Here is a 20514-nt window from a genome sequence, read left to right as displayed (position 1 = left end):
CCACCTGAGCGGTGGTTTTTTAACGGCTTATCCGGCGATAGGCTTAGTGATGGCAATGTTCATCATGAACATGGTCGTCATCCATAAACTCATCATCACCTTCTTGATGTTGCATCACGCCCCATCCATCCGTCATGCCGCCAAACTCGGCCGCAAAATCATTGAGAATGGTCTCTTGCTCAACCAAGTCATCGTAGTCTGGCACCATGTTGATGCATACGATGATTTCCCACTTACCAAGCTCATCGTTAAGGTTTAGTTCAACTTCGCCTTCTAAATCGGAGTTAGCTAACTCTTCGAGTGCAGTTTCAGCATCGCGCTGATCATCGAAAACTAAAAAGAAATCAACATCGAGGGCTTTAGTGAGGTCAATTCCGGCTTCGGCCATCGCAGCCAGCATTTTGCCATTATCGTCGTCTGGAAATTGCATATCCTACTCCACAGTATCTGGCTTATTCAGCCGCAATGATTTGAACCGATTCACCATTAAAGCTGACGATGTCACCCGCAACGACTTTTTTACGTTTGCGCGTTTCCACTTCGCCATTGACGGTAACTAAACCTTCATCAATAACATGCTTGGCTTCGCCGCCGGCATTCGACATACCTTGTACCTTTAACACTTTGTACAATTCAATAAAATCTTCGCCAGGATACAAAGCTAACTGATTAATTTGCGCCACTTAAACACGCCTCAAAAAATAAACCTGCGGCATTATAGCAGCATGTCCCATGGGATGCAGATAATTTAACTTATCTTTGCCTTTCATCGGCCAGCAGCCCATAGGCGGATTCATCTAGCCACTCATCGCCTATCTTAAAATGCTGCCGAAATACGCCCTCGAGTTGAAAGCCACATTTCTCCATCACCCGGGCTGAACCGATATTATCTTTAGCGCAGTACCCAACCAATTTATGGACTGACAGACTTAAACAGGCCCAATCGACAACCGCCTGTAAACTCTCAGTGGCATAACCTTTACCTTGCCCTGCGTGCGCCAGCAAATAACCGACCTCGGCACGTTGCTCCTCCACACTTTGGCAATGAAAGCCGGTTAACCCGATAAACTCACCGGTATCCAGAGTTTCGATCGTCAGCGTAAGCCAATCGCCAGAGGCATAGTCCCAGATGGCGGAGCGCTGCTCAAACTTTTGCCGGATCACTTCGGCAGATTCAGGAATACGCACATAGCGATTGATGTCAGGATCTTGGTGTAATGCCAAGAAATGTGGCCAATCCTGCTCTTGTAAACTGCGAAGTCTTAATCTGTCGGTATAGAGTTCAAGCATAGCGGCTCCCCAATCGATGGACGAACTAAAAAAAATGGCAGCCAAACGCTGCCATTGTCTCGGCAAAAAGACGATTAACCGCGGCTGGTGACTTCGAGTAAGTGGTAACCAAACTGGGTTTTAACTGGACCTTGAACCACGTTTAATGGTGCACTAAATACTACTTCATCAAACTCACGCACCATCATGCCTGGGCCGAATGAACCTAATTCCCCACCTTGTGCACCCGATGGGCATGAAGAATGGGCGCGGGCGATTTGCGCAAAATCGGCACCGTCGAGGATCTGTTGTTTAAGTGCTTGGCACTGCTCTTCGCTGCTCACTAACAAATGTCTTGCTGTAGCCTGAACCATGATAAAACTCCCTGAATAATCCTGAGACATTTGCCCCAAATATCATATGGTTCCCGTTTTTATGACTGAAAACGGGATGTGAATGTTGAGTATAAAAACATTCTGTTTAATTAAAAAGTCTTAAACCGCGCCGTCATTAATTTTGTTATCGATAACGGCGCAGCAGAATTGACTCAGTGTTAAGCCTTAGTCGCAGCAATCCAACGATCGATCTTCTGCTCCATCACCGCCATAGGTAATGAGCCAGAGGTGAGGATCTGATCATGGAAAGCCTTAAGGTCAAACTTATCACCCAGGGCTTTTTCCGCGCGTTCACGCAGGGCGAGGATTTTTAGCTGGCCCACTTTGTAGGAGAGCGCTTGACCCGGAATCGCCATGTAACGTTCAACCTCGGCAATAATATCCGACTCGGCCATGGGCGAATTGTCCTTCATGTATTGAATCGCTTGTTCGCGGCTCCAACCTTTGGCATGTAATCCCGTATCTACCACCAAACGCATCGCACGCAGCATTTCGTCTGAAAGCTTACCAAAGTACTGATAAGGGTCGCTAAAGAGCCCCATTTCGATGCCTAAGTATTCCGCATACAGCGCCCAGCCCTCTTCGAAGGCGGTATAGCCACTGAAACGTTGGAACTCAGGAACGCCTGTTAGCTCTTGCTTAATGGCGATTTGGAAATGGTGACCAGGCGCGGCCTCATGTAATGACAACGTCGTCATACCCCATTTCGGCTGTGCTTTTAGGTTATAGGTGTTGATATAAAACACCCCTGGACGGCTCCCATCCACAGCTGGTGATTCATAGGACGCGCCAGCAGCAGATTGCTCTCTAAAGCTTTCAACCGGTTTAACCACATAGTCGGCCTTTGGCATAACATTAAAATACTGTGGCAATACTTGGTTAATCTTATCTTTCAACACCATATAACCATCGATTAAGCCTTGGCGATCGCTATAGAAGTATTGTGGCTCAGACGATAAAGAGGCAAAAAAGGCTTTTAAGTCACCTTTAAAACCCACTTGCTCACGGACTTTGTCCATCTCAGAAAGAATGCGTGCGACCTCATTCAGACCAATTTGGTGAATTTCATCCACTGGCATGGTTGTGGTGGTATGAGAATTGGCTAAATGCTGATACCAAGCTTTACCATTTGGTAGACCAGACCAACCGTCCGTCGCGCGGGACTTAGGTAAGTAAGTCTGCTTGAAGTAATCACGCAGCCCCGTTAATGCAGGCACTAAACGCTCATTAATCATCGCTTGATAACTTGCTGTTAGCTCGGCTTTATCTTGATCCGAAAACCCTTCAGGGAAGTGATTAATCGGTGAATAGAAAATGCTTTGGCTGGCATCCGTAGTAAGCATGGCATCAAGCTGTGGAATAATCCGCTCAACTAACACGCGAGGTAACACCACCTTACTGGCAATACCTTCATTCATACGATTCTCGGCCAATTGGATCCAATCAATAAAGCCGTTAACACGCTGCTCCCAGTTGCGATAATCCTGCACTGTATTAAAAGGCTGTGCACTCTCACCACTACCCAATTGCACCATAGTGATCACGGTACTGTAGAACTGGCTGATCGGCATAAAGCGTGATGGGAAGGTTTCATCCACTAGGGCCATTTCGCGGTCATAAACAAACAGCGCGTAACTGAGTTGTAAATCGGCTGGCAATTGCTCAAGGTCAATCGCCCTCACTTGCGCTAAATAACGGGTATTTAGATCATGACGCGCCTTAAGATATTCCTCGGTTAAGTCGCCGCCGAACTGCGCGTTGTAGTCATTAACACCCACAAAAGTGGCGTAAATCGGCTCTAACTTTAAGTAATCTTTAAAATAGGCATCGACTAAGGCGACGTATTTAGACTCAGCGGTTTGAGTTTCAGTTTGCGCCGCAGCGGCTTGGGTTGAGCCTTCTTGTACCGCTGCCGTTGTTTCCGGCTTTGAGCAGCCTTGTAAAGCAAACACTAACGCTATCGTTCCCGCCAATAAACTTAATTTCATCTTTTATATTTCTCCTTTTGGGTCCGTGATAGCCAAACTCTTCCTATACTTAGTTCAAAGTCTGCTTACGGGATTCATCTATGATCTACTCATTTCGTAACTCAGGTTTTAGGGATCCTGAAACAGGGGTCTATAACCAAACCTATTTCATGGAGGTATTCAACCGAGAGTGGCACAGGCACATACGTGAGCAGCAAAGCTTGGCGTTATTGTATCTGTGCCCTCACATTCATGAAACCGTCAAACAACCCCATTTACTCGAATTCTTTACTAAACAGGTACAAGAAGCACTGCTACGGGCGACAGATTTGATTGCAAGGTTAGATCACAACCATTTTGCGTTAGGACTTTTCAATATTGATGAGGAAGGTACTGAGGTGGTGTTAAAGCGTATCGAACAACATATTCAAGAATTTAATCAAGAATTTGGTAAAAATCACAAACTGAAAATCGATTATAAACTTGCCGCTTGCCTGTGCTTACCTACCCAAGAAAAGCGTATCGAATCCTTATTTAATAATGTCTCAAAGCTATCACTTGAGCTTGAACGGAATCAGCAACAATCCCAAGTGCTTATCAAGCTGCAATAAAGAAAAAGCCCCTTACGGGGCTTTTTAGATCTGCATTGCGAATACAGTGAATTACAGTTCAACGTTGTGCATACGCGCTTTTTCTTTGATATAAGCGATATAGCTGTTTGCACTCTTCTCAGTCTTCTTATCCTTCGCGGCTAATACAGCGCGGTTATAAGCTGACTTGTACTGTTTCAAACTTAAATGGGCTAACGCCAATTCGAAGTTTGCTTCACCTGGATGTTCGATACCTAAAGAGATGGCTTTCTCAAGCACTGGAATCGCTTCAGAGTATTTCTCATTCAAGCTCAGTAAACGACCTTGTTTCAGGTACAGCTTGCCATCGTTATTGATAGCAGCCGCTTTTCCATAAAACTCAGCAGCTTCTTTGAACTCTTTCGCGTTTTGGTAGAAACCAGCCAAAATCTCGTAAGATTTAGCATCTTCAGTGATGAGGCCCGACTTCATGTTCTTTTGGAATACTTTAGCTGCTTGATATGGCGCACCTTTCTGTGCCATCAGCTGAGCTAAACGAGTGATGTTAGCTCCAGTATCCAAGAAACCATTACGGTAAGCCAAATCATAAGTCGCTAGCGACTTATCATAGTCTTCTACCATCAGATAAAACTGTGCTAACTGAACCCATAATCTGCCATCATCCGGGAATAACGGCACCATGACTTCTAACACACCAACGGCTTTTTTATACTTCTTCTGGTTGAAGTAAGACGTCAGTTTCATCTGATACAGACCTTTATCAGGAGCTTCGGCGAGTGAAAGACCTTTATCAGCCACTTCAATCACTTTGTCCCACTGTTTCAGTTCTGTGTAAGCAATACCGATACGACGATACATTTGAGAGTCAGCCTTACAAGTGAAGTCCATCCACTTGTAATAGTAAGGAATCGCTTCCTTAAACTTCTTCTCTTGTAGCAATAAGTCGGCATAGAGGCGCAGTGTCGCCGCGTGATCTGTTCCACCTAAAATATCCGCCTCAACGGCTTGTTTTAGGTACTTGATCGCAGTATCCATCTTGCCTTTTTCGGCATAGAAGTTACCGAGCATACGCGCAACATACGCTTTATCGAAATCGTTCTTTGGGTTGGCTTCCAACAATACGGCAATCGCTTCATCAAGCTGGCCATTGGTGTAAGCTTCAAAGGATTTCTGAACCTTCTTCGCAGCACTTTCACCTACCGCTTTAGATTGGCGCTTATCGATTTCACATTTCTCAGCCGCAACTGCTGAAGAAACAGATAAGGCACCACCACAAAGGGACAGTAATAACGCAACTGCGATTTTATTAGCATTACGCATTGTTATTTGCCTCCTTTATCTAAAGTGAAGTCTAGTTGTACTGTCATGCCTGGTTGTTTTAGTGGCTTGCCGTCAACAATCTTTGGCTTGTACTTCCACTTCTTCAGTGCACGAATTGCTTCTTTGTCGAATAAACGTTTAGGTTCAGCTTGGATAACTTCAACGTCATCTACACCACCTAATTCGTTAATCGTAAAGCGTAACTGCACCCAACCTTCTTTTCCGTCACGCGCCGCTGCAATTGGATATTGTGGTTCGATACGGACGATAGGTGTTGCATCACCGTCACGTGTCATCATGTTACCCAATTTGAAACCACCGGCACTATGACCACCCGCTTCAACACCACCCATATTGAACGCCATAGACGTATCAATATTTGATGAAGTGTCTGGTGGCGTAGTATCAGGCTTTTGTGGTTGCTCTGGTGGTGGTGGCGGCTTAGGCACTACCCTTGGCTTATTCTGTGCTTTTGCATCCTGTCTATCCATGGTGATTTCAATTACAGGGGTCTCGGCCGATGTTTCAGCGCGTTGCGCCCCACCACCGACCAAGAACGCCATAAAAGCGAACAGACCAAAAGTCACAGCAGCACCAATAATGATTGATACTAGTGCTCTTAGCATATTAATCGTTCCCCGCAGATACCGAAATCTTATCTATACCAGCCGCTTTGACTTGGTCTAGAACTTTAACAACTAAGCCGTGTTGCGTATCTTTGTCGGCCTGGATCAGCACTGCTGCTTCAGGCGCTTCAGCTAGCATACGCTCAACGTTTGCAGTTACACGCTCGATATCAACCTGACGGTTTTCCATCATGATCACGCCAGTTTTGCTGACGCCGATAAAGATGTTAGCCGAAGGCTTAGAAGTCGCTTGTGAAGCTTTTGGTTTGTTATAGTCCAAACCAGATGGTTTCACGAATGACGTTGTTACAATGAAGAAGATCAGCATGATGAACACGATGTCGAGCATCGGTGTCATATCAATTTGCGCTTCCTCGTCTACACTGGAATGCTTTTTACGTGCCATGTTCAATCTCTCTCTAGTGGTGCGGCATGCTGTCTTTTAGCTTTTCTAAGCTGATTTTCATTTTGGCATCAAGGCGAGTACTGAAGAATACTCCCGATAATGCTGCAACCATCCCCGCCATAGTGGGCATTGTTGCCATTGAAATACCAGCCGCCATTAAACGAGCATTACTCGTCCCCTGAACTGCCATCACATCGAACACTGAAATCATACCGGTAACAGTACCTAACAAACCTATCATAGGACAAATCGCTACTAAGGTTTTAATGACCAGCATACGTGCATTCAAATCTTGCTTCGCTTGGGACAGCCAAGCTTCACGGATACGGTGTGCATACCAAGAGGTAGTTTCCTCTCTAGCATCCCATGCAGCTATGATTGCTTTATGTTGCTTTGGTGATATCCAATTAAGATACCAGTAACGCTCAAGCATCAATACCCACATTAAGAACAGCACAAACGCTACTAACCAGAGGACGTCGCCTCCGGAGGCCATGAAGCCCCTGACGGAATCCCATATGTCCATCAGGTGAATCATCATTAGTCAGCCCTCTTCTCAGCGTGCGCTGCGATGATACCAGCACTTTGCTCTTCAAGAACTTGCACGATTGATTTGCTACGAGCAACAACAACTGCGTGCATTAACATCAGAGGCAGAGCCGCAACCAGACCTTGAACTGTAGTGATCAGCGCCATAGAAATACCGCCAGCCATCAGTTTTGGATCGCCAGTACCGAACAATTGGATACTTTGGAAGGTTGCAATCATACCTGTTACTGTACCTAACAGACCCATCATAGGTGCGATAGCGGCCAGAACTTTGATGATTGAAATGCGAGACTCTAACGCTGGCGTTTCTTTCAGAATCGCTTCGTCAAGTTTCAGCTCTAATGTTTCAACGTCAACGTCTTTGTTCTCTTGATACACTTTCAGGATGCGACCTAATGCGTTGTTACCTGGTTTATCAATGTTCTTACGTTGGCTGTTAACACGAGCGCCGATGATAGTCATAGTCACTAAACGTTCGATAGAGATCAACAGACCTAATGCTAACAGAGCGATAATGATGTAACCGATAGTACCACCCGCTTCTAAACGATCTTCAAAGCTTGCTTTGTTAGTGAAGATGTTTAACAGAACGCCACGAGCAGGGTCGATGTAGAATGGCGCAGTACCTGAAGTAGTTTGCTCCCACTTACCTACTGCACTAACTTGGTAGCCTTCTGGCTGTTGTGATAACTCTTGAATTAAACCTAATTCTGGATTGTAAACAACATACTTACCATCAGCAGTTAAGTTGTAAGTACCGATACGGTGAATCGTGGTGTTTTTAACGCTACCGTCGATACCCGTTACAGAACCTTCGAATTTAACAACCTTACCAGATTGCGCCATTTCGAATAATTGTTCTTGCCAGAATTGTTCTAACTCTTCGATTTTTGGTAATTGCTTACGCGCACCTAAATCAGCGATGAACTTATCGCGATTTGGGTATTGAGCACTTACGTTTGAACTGGCTAACTTACCAGCGAAATCGCCCGCTTCACCTTTAACCACACCGAACATCTCACCCAAGTCACCTTGAGCAGTTTTCAGGTCTTCTTCTAACTGAGCAATTTTACGCTCGTTGTCTAAGAAAGCTTGGTTTAAGTCTTTACCGCGTTGCTTCTCAGCCGCTAAAGCATCTTTTTCACGCTTTAACAGTGCCGCTTTATCGCCACGCTCAGCTTGGAACTCTTGTTCACGTTTGCTGTTAACTTTGCCTTCAGCAGCGCGATCAACTTTAACTTGCTGCAATAATTGATCGATGGTCTTAGGCGCATCAGCAGCGCTAACCATACCAGCAGTTAAAGAAAAACTTGCAGCTAATACAGCTGTAGTAATTAACTTCTTCATTATTGTGCAGTCTCCGCAGCAGGAATTGGTAACGCGAATAGATCTAGAGCGCCTTGTTTACGGGCAATGCGGATACCTTTTGTCAGTTCACGCAAATAGCTGTCATCTAACTTATCCCAACCCTTAGATTCTGGGTTGTACATCCAGCCAGTCTTTTGATCTAAGCTCTGAGCATAAAGAGCTACGCGACCTAAGTTAAAGAAGTCTACTAACACTTCTTTACCGTCTAAGGTCAATTTACCTTGGTTAACTGCAACAGCACTACCGTATTCACGCTCGATGCTGTACGCATCCAGAATCAAACGGTATTTTTCTGCTAAAGTCACTTCAGCAGTGTTTAACAGTGTTTTTAACTCTTTAACGCGGTTAGCGCGAACTTCAGAGTTAAATGGCAGATCTAATTGAACGAACTGTTCTAAAGACTCAACCATTTTAAACATTAAAGGCACAACGCCCTGACGCAGTTTATCTACGCCGTTAATGTCAGTTTGAATCGCGTCCATCGTTTTTTGTTGGTCAGCAACTAAGCTGGCAACGTAATCGTTATAGGACTTCAGTGACTCACGCTCATCAGCAACAGAACCATACTCAAAAAGCATGTCTTGTGCTTGATCGAAATACTTATCAACATTCTTTTGCGACGCAGCAGCATCAGCATGGATCATACTATCCGCTTTTTGCACGTCGGTAAGAGGATCTGCAACTACTAAGTTGCTGCTCGCTAATGCCAGCACGCCAACAAGTGCAGTAGCGATTTTTGTTCTATTGCTTACCTTGGACATAGTTCCCAACCAATTTGAAGTGAATAAAAAAGTTAACTTAACAGCAACATCACTTTAAGTAAGATCTACTTTAGTAAATGCTTACCGTAAGTCTATCTTTCTCTTGTGATTCTTAGTTTTTTCTTCCCTTTCCTATGCCTTTACAGGCATAGACCCGCTGGCATCATTTCACAAAATGTTGACCTGTGTCAACATTCGGGACACGTAAAAACTAGTGTAAAGAAGTCTTAGTTATGAATTTTTTTACGAAAGGTGTTTTTTTAAACAAAATAGAGTTCACAAGCTTAGATAAGCAATTTTAAAAGCAAAGGCTGATGCGATTAGCCTATGAAATTAAATGATAAAGTGGTTATAGACATAACGATATTGTGGCAACCTTATTGACAACACAACAGCATAAATGCTTATGGGAGATTAACCTTACATATCAATTTAATGCACTTACGACAATCATGAAAACCATAAAAGTATTGCAAACTCGTAGGCAGCGATAACTTCGAATAAACGGTGTGTGGTTGGAATACTCTATTCTGTTAAGCTAGACATTTCGTACATGCCATATACTCCCCTCACCGAACTTACGCAGTAAAAAGGCGCATTAACTGTAGTACTAAGTTATGTTGACTATCTCCCCATAAATTTTGTTAGTAGACAGCAGTAACTAATCTAAGAGCGTCATATCCGAGTTAAAGTCACAAGCATAATCCACAAAAAAGGTAATTTTGCATAAAAATAAAAAATACCGACCGCAAGAGCCACAGTCGGTATTGAGTATGAAAAGTTTTAAATATCTAGCTTTGAACTAGGTTTAGAACTTGAGTCGAACACCAGCATAATAACGACGACCAATTGGGTCATAGCTACTAGCCGCAGTTTCAACACCTGTGCTACTACCTGGCAAGCCGCTGATAATTGGTGGTGGGTCTTGGTCAAACAAGTTATTGATACCTACATAAAACTCAGCCATATCAAATGGTTGATAAGCGATGTTTAAATCATGATAAGTAACGGAACCAACACCTACAGACTCAGGCGCTAAATCATAGCCAGACAAGAAACCGTCTTCTAAGAAAGCTTCACCGATGTATGTGGTATTCCAAGCAATGTTGAAATCGCCAATAGCATAACCTAAAGATAAGTAGAACTTATCTTGTGGTGAATTGATTTCACCATTAAAGTTATCGCGCTCTGCGCCTGGTAATGGAATTTCATAGCCGCTTATTACATGAGTATAAGCTAAGCGACCATTCAATTGCCCTGCTAACCCGTAATCTTCGAAGTCTTTAGAATAGGTAATAACATAGTCAATACCTGAAGTTACGAAACCACCACTGTTAGTTACAGCTGAGTCAATATACTCAAGAGATCCAGCGCTGTTCGGGCCTTCAGCTGCTTGACGACGAGTTACGAAACTACATAAAGACGCATCACCACCGTAACATTGGTCCAGAATGTATTGACGTCCAGTACTAACGATTGCGTCTTCAATTTCAATATCAAAGTAATCAATGTTGAAGTCGAAGTCTTCAAGTACAGGAACACCATCAGGTGATACAGTCACACCGAATGTCCATGATTTACCTTTCTCAGCATCCAAGTCTGGGTTTCCACGGTTATAACCACTCACACCTTGAATATCGGACTGATTTAATGTAAATGCACCATTGGCTGCAATGTTTGCCATTACACCTGCATCCAAGCGGCAAGCTTCGGCTTGAGCGCCTGTTGTTGTAGCAGTTACACCTAAGCAAGGATCAGTTAAACCCGAAGGGAAAGTTTGACTTGGTGGGGAAAACAGTTCACCAATGTTTGGTGCTCTTGTTGATAATGCACGAATCGCACGGAAACGAACTTCATCAATAGGTGCCCAATCTAATGCAACGTTCCAGCTTTCAGTATTGCCAACGGTTGAATAGTCAGAAAAACGTACAGCGCCACGAAGATTCAACTGTTTCGCCAAAAATGCATCGGCCAAAATTGGAACATTCACTTCGGTGAAATATTCCATAACATCAAATTCACCTTCAGTGCTCGGGATAGCGTTACCAGCGTTTAAACCAGCTTGTTGTAAAGCATCAAACTCACTTCGAGCGTATTCTTCACGATATTCTGCACCAGCAGCTAACCCAACAAATCCCGCAGGTAGTTCAAAAAGATCACCTGAAACACTCAAACCCGCAACTTGTTGTGTTGCCAACGTATTTAGAGAACTTGGTGCATTAACGTATTTCGCCGCTTCTGGAGATACAGTACCCGCGCCAAAGATATTGATAGGAGCACATCCCTGTTCACGTGCAGATGCATCACGACAGATCAAGTTTCCAAATTCATCTTTAACAACTTCAAGTGCGGACTTGAAGTTCAAAACGTTAACTTGCCCAGTCCCGTTCTGACCTTCTTTGCTCTGACCATAAGAGAAATAACTCTCTAAGAACCAACCATCAGCGATTTCACCGTCAATACCAGCCATGATCCTGAAGGTATCACGGTCAGCACGACTACCACGGTTAGCAATATCAGACATGCGACGAGTAAATGATATATCTCTTATACCGTCACCGTTTGTATCTGTAGCTAAATTATATAGCTCATCAGGAATCAACTCATTTCGAACCAGTGTACGTTCGTACTCGCCTGGATTTGTCGCACTTTCAATGAATTGCTCAAATTCAACTGGAAGCTGTCCGCCCGAACCAGGATAAATATCCACAGAGGATAAAGCGAATGGCTCTAGCTGGCTTTGAGTTTGAGTTGAAGCATAAGTCCCTTCAAGCGTTGCATTCCAACCCTCAGCAAACTCATATTTTCCTGTTGCTGCAAATAAATAACGCTCAGTAGGAACTGCAATTGTACGAATGGCGTTACGGTTATAACCATCCGCCTCGCGTGTATCAGTGCCGTTGGTAGAGAAACCAGAAATAAAATCGCCATTCTTATCATAAGTATATGATTTTCCGCCAGCGATGAAGCGACCTTGTGGTGCATAACTTGAGTAGTAAGGGCTATACGGCGTGAACATATCTTCGGGAAGACCAGTGATAGCTGCACCTAATGATATTTGGTCAACTGCTGAACGTGCACGGTCTCTTGAATACACTGCGCCTTGGTTCGTATAAGAACCATGCACCATGAAGTTACCCTTTCCATTCGCAGAAGTTGTACCCATGGTGAATTGAATTTGATCATCATCGTTATCACCTTCCGAGCTCTGACCGCTCTGAACGTCAAATTCAATGCCTTCAAATTCTTTTTTATAAATAATGTTAACAACACCGGCTACTGCATCAGAACCATAAACGGCAGATGCACCACCAGTCATAATTTCAACGCGCTCAATGAATTGCGTAGGAATTGTGTTTAAGTCTACAGCGGTATCACCTGGAACACCAGAAACATAACGTCTTCCGTTGACCAATACTAACGTGCGCTCAGTACCCAAATTGCGCAAATCAACCGTTGCAACACCTGAACCAGAAGTCAAAAAGTTTGAGTTAGTACGGCTAAGAGCGGGTGCACCAAATGCAGGGTTTTTTAACAATAACTCTTGGATGTTAGCAACGCTTGAAGTGTCAATCTCACTCGCACCGATTACTTGTACTGGTGAAAAGCCTTGTAAGTCAGTTGAGCGTAAACGTGAACCAGTAACTTCAATCTTCTCAATGCTTTTCTCTACCTTTGCATCTTTTGCTTCTTCCTCTGCCATTACAGTAAAAGAACTTAATGCTGCCAAAGCCGTACCGCTAACTAGCGCTAAACGCACTGAATTAGCTAATAGGTTGTTTCTTAACATTGTCTATCTCCCTGGACGTACCATGTCTTCTTATTGTTCAGCCTCTTTTATCAAACGAGGCATCTTCTCATAACAAACACACATAGCGGACAACAAATACCACCACGAGCAAGGTAATAGAATCACAATTAAAACAGTTAATCAACATTGGCCCCAAAATTGTTTACAAAAACAAACAACTCAAAACATATACATTCATTCATAACAAAGAATTTCTTCGGTTAGAAATAGCATAATGCTGAGGTGAAATTCATTGATAGAAGCAACCGAAAACTTGTTAACATAATGATATAAAAGAGTAAATGTTTAATATCGACAAAATAATGCAGCAAAGAATAAAAAAGGATTCTGAATTACGTCAGAATCCTTTTTGTAACACATAAAACTTTCGAGTTAAGTTTAGAACTTCATACTTGCACGAACAAAGAAGTAACGGCCTAACACATCATAAGTGTAAGGGTCAGTGTTCGAATCATTGTTACCAGTGTAGTAAGGAGGCTCTTTATCAAAGAGGTTGTTAATACCACCTGATAAACGAATATTATTCGTTAAATCATATGAACCTGATAGGTCATGATAAACAACACTACCTACTGATGGAGCATAGCAGCTAGATTCTTTACCGATACACGCGAATGAATCCATACCATCGATATAACGTGCCTCGTAAGTGAAGCTCCAGTCATCGGCAGTCGCAGTAAGGTTGATATTACTCTTAAGTTTGGCATAAGCACCAACACCACCAGTGACATAACCACGGTAATCGACAGGATTACCATCAGGATCAAACTCTTCATAGTTAGTTAAAATCGACGTATCCCAACCTACTTTCCAATCAAGTCCTAAGGCATCAAATGCATAGGCAACGTTGATATCGTAACCAGAAGTGTTGGTTGCACCAATGTTTTGTAATCCGTTATCGAACTTAATTCGACCACTGTTATCGATTTGGATGTGTGAAGATTGGCACAGTGTTGTGTTTGTATTGATAAGGTTGCCCGTTGCATCCATACATTTGTTTGCAATGTAGTTGTTATCAACAGAAGTAATAGTGTTTGAAATCTCAATATCGTAGTAGTCAACTGTCATAGACAAGCCTTCTACGAAGCTTGGTGAGTACACTAAACCTACAGTTGTAATGTCGGCCTCTTCAGGTGTGAGTAACGCATTACCACCCACAGTTACTTCTGCTTGATCTTGCTCGGTTGCAGGGTGAACAATTTGTTCAAATGATGGAGATTTACCACCATACAACTCATCAACTGTTGGTGCGCGGAATGCAGTAGATAAGCCGCCTCGTAACATTAAATCATCGTAAACACGCCAAGTTAAGCCCAGCTTCCATGTGGTATCATCACCAAATGTACTGTAGTCGAAGTAACGCATTGCTGCGCTTAGATCTAATTGCTGAACTAAAGGTATGTTACTCAGCAATGGAATGGCTAACTCTGCATAAACTTCATTGACGCTGAAATCTCCACTTGTTGGCTCAACACGAGGATCATTTGCGAGTCCTTGTGCAGTCAGTGAGTCAGGAGTGAACTTTGCAGCCTCTTTACGATTTTCATATCCAGCGGCAAATCCCATCATACCAGCAGGTAATTCGACAATATCGCCCGACAGAGTTGCAGCAACGATATCCAGTTCACTGCCACCACTATTCACTTCGGTGTAGATAAATGGAGCAATGCTTTCACCCTGCCATGAAGACTGAAGGAACGGATCAAACGTACCTTCCAGTACCGCTGCGTTAATTGAGCCTAAGTTGTGTAAGTTTGCTAGTGTATCAACCGAGTCATTTCGGCCCTTGTTGTATGAAGCATCCCAACTCCAACCGTTTTCGAACTCACCTTCAACACCAACAACAATACGAATTGTATCTACAACTTGATCAAAATCACGAGTACCAGATTCAACCATACGGCGACCATAAGCTAACTCTTCACCTGGTTGAACCCAAGGAAGTAAGTCATCGGTCATCCAGCCACCGGCTGAAATAGGGTTATAGACCCAAGCATCATTATTCCAAATTGGTTGAGGTGCCATTTGTTGATTTGACCAACGCTTGGAATACATTGCTTCAGTAAAGAAACGAGTATTTTCGGTTAACTCATACGTACCTGCTAAAGTCAGGTTTAAGCGCTCCATAGGAGTGAAAAGGTAACTATCTTTGGCATAGTTATATGCATCATTAGCAGTAACATAATCATGATAAGTACCACCTCGGCCGCTTAAATCAGCTTCAGACATACCATCAAAATATTTAAATTTGGGCTTTCCTTTACCGTCATCAACATATTCACCATAGTGCCCTTTGTCACCAATAGCGTATGCACCATCAGGACCCGTTCCAACGATTCCAAAGTTGTTATCCCCCCAAACATGACCGCCTTGAGCGTAACCACTCCCTCCACAATATAAACTGACATTACCATTTGCATCTGGTTTAGTTTCAGTTATCGGGCAGTCAGAAAAACCGCGGTCAGCTTGGCTAGCTTCACCGCGCTTAGTATATTGAGCACTAACAACGATATTACCTTTATCGAAGGTGTTACCCAAAGTCATATCAATTGATGACTCATCAGCATCGCCTTCAGCAGAAATCCCTGTTTGAACATTGACTTCAAAACCTTCAAAGTCTCTCTTAAGAATAACGTTTACCACACCAGCGATAGCATCAGTACCATAGATAGCAGAAGCACCATCTTTAAGGACTTCAACGCGTTGGATCATCGAAACAGGAATAGTGTTAAGATCGACACTTGAAGCAGCACCTGTTCCAGATGCTATCATACGGCGACCATTAACAAGAACTAACGTACGATTTTCACCTAAGCCTCTTAAGTTAATACGAGTATTACCGCCCGAACCGTTGTTGATACCAGCGTTGGTCATTGCGCCACCCGCTGATGTCATTTTTTGTAAAACTTCATCCACTGAAATTGCGCCAGATGAAATGATTGCCGAGGCATCAATTACGCTCACAGGGCTAGCAGTTTCCATATCGGCACGTTTAATACGTGAACCAGTTACTGCAATACGTTCAACTTTTGCCCCATCTTCCTCTGCGGCAAAAGTGAAAGGTGCATTTAATACCGTAGCAGTTATCCCACCAATTAGTGCAAAACGCACTGATTTGGCCAGTAAGTTATTCTTATGCATTGTCTATCTCCCGATACATATTGTTTCTTATTATTTATGTGCTGGTCTTATTAGCAGCTTCATACAGGAGCACTTCGAACAATTACGGAGTACTCAGCGGACTCAATAGAACCATATGGTTAACATTAAATCAACACAAAACAAACCAAAAAGAAACACAAAGCTCAATAATTAAACAATCGAGATTTGCCTTAACAATACTCTTGTAGAATGCATAAGCTATTGGAGAACTCACAGTCTGAGATAAACTTGAATAATTAAAACAAAAAACGCCAGTCATTGCTGACTGGCGTTTTTGTTAACTTTTCGTTATCTAGTTTCTAGATAAACAGCTGAGGCTTAAAGCGTATAGCGGATACCAATGGCGATGCCGTCATCTTCTGATAATGACATTCTGGCTTCTTGTGCTTTGTCGGTGCTGGTGAAGTCGCTGTAGTCTTTACGTGCTTCAACATACAGAACCGTGTTTGGATCCCAAACAAAGTGTAAACCTACAACTACAAACTGACGTTTGAACACATCGTTCGGATCGGCGTTAAAGTTTGGTTGAATAACATAGTCTTTACCGGCATCCAGAATGTTATAAGAAACAAATGGACGTAAACCGTTATCAAACTTGTAAGAAACTAAAGTTTCAACACCGTAGGCATCTTTAATCAAACGGCCGATGTTGTCGGTATCATGGTTCTCTTCTTTATGAACGTTGGCGGCAGCATATAAGCCATTCTTGTCGAAATCGCCCCAGGTCGCGCCCACACCGTAGATTAAATCAACAGCGGTTTTTTGCTCACCAGTGCCATAGGCCACATCAAACTCACCACGGTTCATACCCGCCATTAAGCTGAGTTTATCGGTGGCTTTGTAAGTCAAAGACGCACCATAGGTGTAATCGTAGGTAACTTGCTGCGCTTCTTTCTTACCAGCGTTCCATTCCGCTTCACAGGCACTCTCAGTAATGTTTTCGATATCACAGGTATAGAAACTGCTGTTTTTTAATTGCGCCTGAACCGCGAAGCTCACATCACCAAAACTGTTACGATATTGAACAACTTTATCACCACGACCAACGCCGTTTACCGCGCCGTCGTCTTTGTTGAAGGTGTAAACACCTGCAGAGTTACCATCCCACACAAAACCGTAGTTTGTGTTGTATACCACGTCATACCAAGCACCCCATTGTTTACCAATAGTAATAGTGCCGTATTCATCGTGGCTGATGCCTGCGTAGCCTAGACGATTGTAGAAGAACTCGTCCTGCACCGATTCGAAACGGTTGTTATAGACAATGTCGCTGCTGCCAACAGGGTTCACGCCCCATTCCAACTTGGCAAATGCGTTCCAACCATTGGTTAACTCACGGCTGAAACCAAAATTAATTCGAGAAGCACCATTAACAACTTCAGTTTCACCTTGGGTATTGATTACGCGCACATCAATAAAGCCACCGATTTCTACCGCATTTTTATCGTCTTTGTAGATTTCGATTGCTGATACTGTTGGCGCGAGAAAGAGTGCTGCTAGCGCAGTTGCTACTAACGTTTTGTTCATTTGGTGCTTAACCTTTTCGTTTATGTTTTATCAACGTCATTCCGTTGTTATATTTCCTTACAATTTCCCGGTGAGAGTAGCAAATTTTCATTCCACTCTCCAAGCGAAACCTAAAGATTATGTAGAGAAACATCACAAAAACAGCGTGTTTAACCTCTATAAAACAGGTTAAAACACTACAAAGACCCGCAAATAAAACACAAAACACACAACGGCAACACTATATTAACAGCAACTGTTTAGAGGCAATGTTCGTGTAATTTAATTTCATTATTGAAAAGACAGGCTCTGCGATAGAGCCAATTTGCTTATCTATGTAGTATTGATAATCAATTGTAGACGATCTATGCGAAACCGGTTCAGGACCGTTTACAGTAATCACATAATCAATCTGTGCCCCTCGCTTGCCAAAGGATGTCTTTCCTGTTAATTCACAAAGTTGGCGCGCGACTTTCACATGGGGAGACGACTTGGCCGTGTATTCATCTAAATTACGGCGCATGCGTTTGCTAAATACCAGCTCATCATCGCGTTTACCAGCCAGCAGCTCAGCAATCACATCCGTCAAATAGCCACTAATATCCCTTTGGTTAAACATGCGTTCATAGAGTTCAGCCTGCACCTTACGCGCCAAGGGGCTCCAATCACTGCGAACCTGCTCCATCCCCTTAAAAGTGATTTCCAGCGCGCCATTTCGATTGCGCCAAGCACCGACATAACGCTTCTTACTGCCCTCCTCCGAGCCCCGCAGGGTCGGCATAAAAAACTGCTCGTAGTGGCGCTCAAACTGTAGTTCGAGAAAACTTTCTAGCTGAAACTCCTGCGCAATTTTATTTTGCCATTGCTGATTCATTCGCGCGGCAATCTGCTTACCTAAGGCATTAATATCACTGAGATCTGGCTCTGGGCCTAAATAAACGAAGGTGGAGTCGGTATCTCCATAAATGACTTGGTAGCCCATGTCCTCAATCCACGCGCGAGTTTGCTTCATGATTTGATGACCGCGCATGGTGATGGAGCTTGCCAGTTTCGCATCATGGAACACGCAGCCTTGGGAACCCAAAACCCCATAAAGCGAATTCATAATGATTTTAATCGCTTGCGATAAAGGCGCATTCGCCTCTCGCTTGGCTTTTTCGCGTTGTTCGGAGAGATTTTGGATAAGTTTTGGCAGGATAGGTTGATGTCGGTTAAACCGCGCGCCCAAAAAACCGGCAACGGTTTCAGGCTCATCTAATGCCGATCCCTCCTCGTCATCCAAACCTTCAATCAATCCCTTAGGATCAATTAAAAAAGTCCGGATAATCGATGGGTAAAGGCTTTTAAAGTCAAACACTAAAATATGTTGATAAAAACCCGGGACTGAATCCATTACATAACCACCAGGGCTTTCTATCCCTTGGCTAGCTGGCTCTGCGGGTGCGACGAAGCCTGCCCTATGTAAATGCGGTAGATACAAATGGTTGAATGCGGCGACCGAGGCACCTACGCGCCCCAGTTCTAACCCCGTTAACTCGGCGCGAGCGAGGGCAAAATCCCACAATCGAGTATGTTCAAAGATATCCCACACTAAGCGACTATCGGTCAGATTATAATGTGCAAGCCCTTGTTTATTTTCGGCAAATAGCGCATCAATCTCTTGCGCTCGATTTTCTACATCATGAATCGCTTTGCCTTCACCTAGTAGCGCTTGGGCGACAAACTCCAAGGAGAAGCGCTCGAATTGATAAAAGGCCGCCTTTAACCAATCGATACCATCGAGCACCACTCGCCCCGGTAAACTTAAGGTTTCTGGCCGAAATTTATTCTCGACCTTCCACTCGAGGAGCGCGCCACCTCGACCGATACGCAGCGGGATCCGGTGCAGTAACGCACGCCGATATAACAAGGCCAAATCAAAGGTCACCACAGACCAACCAATGATCACGTCGGGATCAAACTCAGTAAACCAAGCGATGAGACGATGGATAAGCGCCGCTTCATCGCTCACCCATTCGATGTAGATTGCAGCATCTGGCTGCGGCTCACCCACCATAATGACTTTTTCATAGGGCTGAGATTGCGCATCGCGTCCATAAAGGGCCACGGAATAGAGTAATCCTTCAAAACTGCATTCAAAATCGAGGGAAATTGAACGCAATTTTATTTCTGGCTGCGGCGCAACGGCTTTCGCGCGTACAGCGCTAAAAATGGGCAATTGTTCATCTATGTCAGCGTTGCTGACAAAATGCCCTAAAAATGCCACATCGAGCGCCACAAAACGCTCGATTAAAAAACGCTGCTCGGGACGAATATCCGCCTCAAATAAGGGAATGCCAGCATCCGTCGCTATCCGCAGTAAGTGACGATACACACTGCTCGACTGGGCATAAATCGCCGCCACGGATTGTCTTTTAAAGCTTTTAAGTGCAAGCGGTACAAAGCGCAGCGCCTGCCCCGGTGTTTGTAACTGCAATGCCGCCATATCGCTTTGATGACAAAAACAAATGTACTCAGAGCCAGGTAACTCCACCAGCACAGGGCCTGAAGCGGTGGCGAGATAATACTGCAGCACAAGCGTTGCACCGCGCGTAATAGCATGGCGCGTGAGGACGCGTCCCTGTACACTCACAGGCGCAGCCGTTTCAGGCGGCAGACTCTCGGGGGAATTCAACTGCGGTTTCACTCTAGGGCTCTCGCTGCTTATTGATTCTCGGGACACAGAATAAAATTGCCATAAAATGGCAGAAAAGTTTCTTAGGCTATGCAATCACTGTTATTATG

General features: G+C 43.9%; 16 protein-coding genes. 1 reads left to right on the top strand and 15 read right to left on the bottom strand.

Annotated features, from left to right (window positions below):
* Positions 1 to 43: 43 nt before the first annotated feature.
* The 5 genes from CBX96_RS02845 to CBX96_RS02825 form a co-directional block, all read right to left on the bottom strand.
* Positions 44 to 430 carry a ribonuclease E inhibitor RraB gene (locus CBX96_RS02845; RefSeq protein ID WP_011623207.1) on the bottom strand — a complete coding sequence of 129 codons (387 nt, stop codon included), beginning with the start codon at positions 428 to 430 and terminating at the stop codon, positions 44 to 46.
* A 22-nt stretch (positions 431 to 452) separates the two neighbouring features.
* Positions 453 to 683 (bottom strand): RNA-binding S4 domain-containing protein, encoded by a 231-nt coding sequence (locus CBX96_RS02840; RefSeq protein ID WP_011623208.1) that lies wholly within the window; start codon positions 681 to 683, stop codon positions 453 to 455.
* A 70-nt stretch (positions 684 to 753) separates the two neighbouring features.
* Positions 754 to 1290 (bottom strand): GNAT family N-acetyltransferase, encoded by a 537-nt coding sequence (locus CBX96_RS02835; RefSeq protein WP_109285634.1) that lies wholly within the window; start codon positions 1288 to 1290, stop codon positions 754 to 756.
* A gap of 74 nt (positions 1291 to 1364) precedes the next feature.
* Positions 1365 to 1643: a peptidylprolyl isomerase gene (locus CBX96_RS02830; protein WP_011623210.1), complete on the bottom strand. Its 279-nt coding sequence runs from the start codon at positions 1641 to 1643 to the stop codon at positions 1365 to 1367.
* 179 nt (positions 1644 to 1822) lie between these two features.
* Positions 1823 to 3652 carry a DUF885 family protein gene (locus CBX96_RS02825; RefSeq protein WP_086902582.1) on the bottom strand — a complete coding sequence of 610 codons (1830 nt, stop codon included), beginning with the start codon at positions 3650 to 3652 and terminating at the stop codon, positions 1823 to 1825.
* An 80-nt stretch (positions 3653 to 3732) separates the two neighbouring features.
* On the opposite strand from CBX96_RS02825, the gene CBX96_RS02820 reads away from it, so the two are divergent.
* Positions 3733 to 4242 (top strand): diguanylate cyclase domain-containing protein, encoded by a 510-nt coding sequence (locus tag CBX96_RS02820; RefSeq protein WP_086902581.1) that lies wholly within the window; start codon positions 3733 to 3735, stop codon positions 4240 to 4242.
* Between the two features lie 51 nt (positions 4243 to 4293).
* Here CBX96_RS02820 and CBX96_RS02815 read toward each other — a convergent pair whose 3' ends face one another.
* The 10 genes from CBX96_RS02815 to CBX96_RS02770 all read right to left on the bottom strand — a co-directional run bounded on the left by CBX96_RS02815 (position 4294) and on the right by CBX96_RS02770 (position 20404).
* On the bottom strand, positions 4294 to 5541 hold the full coding sequence (locus CBX96_RS02815) for a tetratricopeptide repeat protein (protein ID WP_086902580.1): 1248 nt from the start codon (positions 5539 to 5541) through the stop codon (positions 4294 to 4296).
* A 2-nt stretch (positions 5542 to 5543) separates the two neighbouring features.
* Positions 5544 to 6167 (bottom strand): energy transducer TonB, encoded by a 624-nt coding sequence (locus CBX96_RS02810; RefSeq protein ID WP_109285633.1) that lies wholly within the window; start codon positions 6165 to 6167, stop codon positions 5544 to 5546.
* 1 nt (position 6168) lies between these two features.
* The gene (locus tag CBX96_RS02805; RefSeq protein ID WP_011623215.1) at positions 6169 to 6573 is read right to left on the bottom strand and encodes a biopolymer transporter ExbD; all 405 of its coding nucleotides are present in this window, start codon (positions 6571 to 6573) and stop codon (positions 6169 to 6171) included.
* A gap of 13 nt (positions 6574 to 6586) precedes the next feature.
* Complete coding sequence (locus tag CBX96_RS02800; RefSeq protein WP_011626575.1) at positions 6587 to 7114, bottom strand: MotA/TolQ/ExbB proton channel family protein; 528 nt, start codon at positions 7112 to 7114, stop codon at positions 6587 to 6589.
* Positions 7114 to 8469 (bottom strand): MotA/TolQ/ExbB proton channel family protein, encoded by a 1356-nt coding sequence (locus CBX96_RS02795; RefSeq protein ID WP_109285632.1) that lies wholly within the window; start codon positions 8467 to 8469, stop codon positions 7114 to 7116. The genes CBX96_RS02800 and CBX96_RS02795 overlap by 1 nt, the downstream gene beginning before the upstream one ends.
* Complete coding sequence (locus CBX96_RS02790) at positions 8469 to 9251, bottom strand: DUF3450 domain-containing protein (protein ID WP_011717519.1); 783 nt, start codon at positions 9249 to 9251, stop codon at positions 8469 to 8471. The genes CBX96_RS02795 and CBX96_RS02790 overlap by 1 nt, the downstream gene beginning before the upstream one ends.
* Before the next feature lie 808 nt (positions 9252 to 10059).
* On the bottom strand, positions 10060 to 13041 hold the full coding sequence (locus tag CBX96_RS02785; protein ID WP_109285631.1) for a TonB-dependent siderophore receptor: 2982 nt from the start codon (positions 13039 to 13041) through the stop codon (positions 10060 to 10062).
* Positions 13042 to 13440: 399 nt separating this feature from the next.
* Complete coding sequence (locus CBX96_RS02780) at positions 13441 to 16203, bottom strand: TonB-dependent receptor (RefSeq protein ID WP_109285630.1); 2763 nt, start codon at positions 16201 to 16203, stop codon at positions 13441 to 13443.
* Positions 16204 to 16542: 339 nt separating this feature from the next.
* Positions 16543 to 17751, bottom strand: coding sequence for a porin (locus CBX96_RS02775; protein ID WP_109285629.1), 1209 nt, complete (start codon positions 17749 to 17751; stop codon positions 16543 to 16545).
* Between the two features lie 220 nt (positions 17752 to 17971).
* Positions 17972 to 20404: a DNA polymerase II gene (locus CBX96_RS02770; RefSeq protein WP_109285814.1), complete on the bottom strand. Its 2433-nt coding sequence runs from the start codon at positions 20402 to 20404 to the stop codon at positions 17972 to 17974.
* Between the last annotated feature and the right edge of the window lie 110 nt (positions 20405 to 20514).

This window comes from Shewanella sp. BC20 (assembly GCF_003129585.1).
In the GTDB taxonomy this organism is placed as follows: domain Bacteria; phylum Pseudomonadota; class Gammaproteobacteria; order Enterobacterales; family Shewanellaceae; genus Shewanella; species Shewanella seohaensis.
The sequence above is the reverse complement of the archived record's forward strand: the minus strand, read 5'-3'. Positions and strand labels throughout refer to the sequence as shown.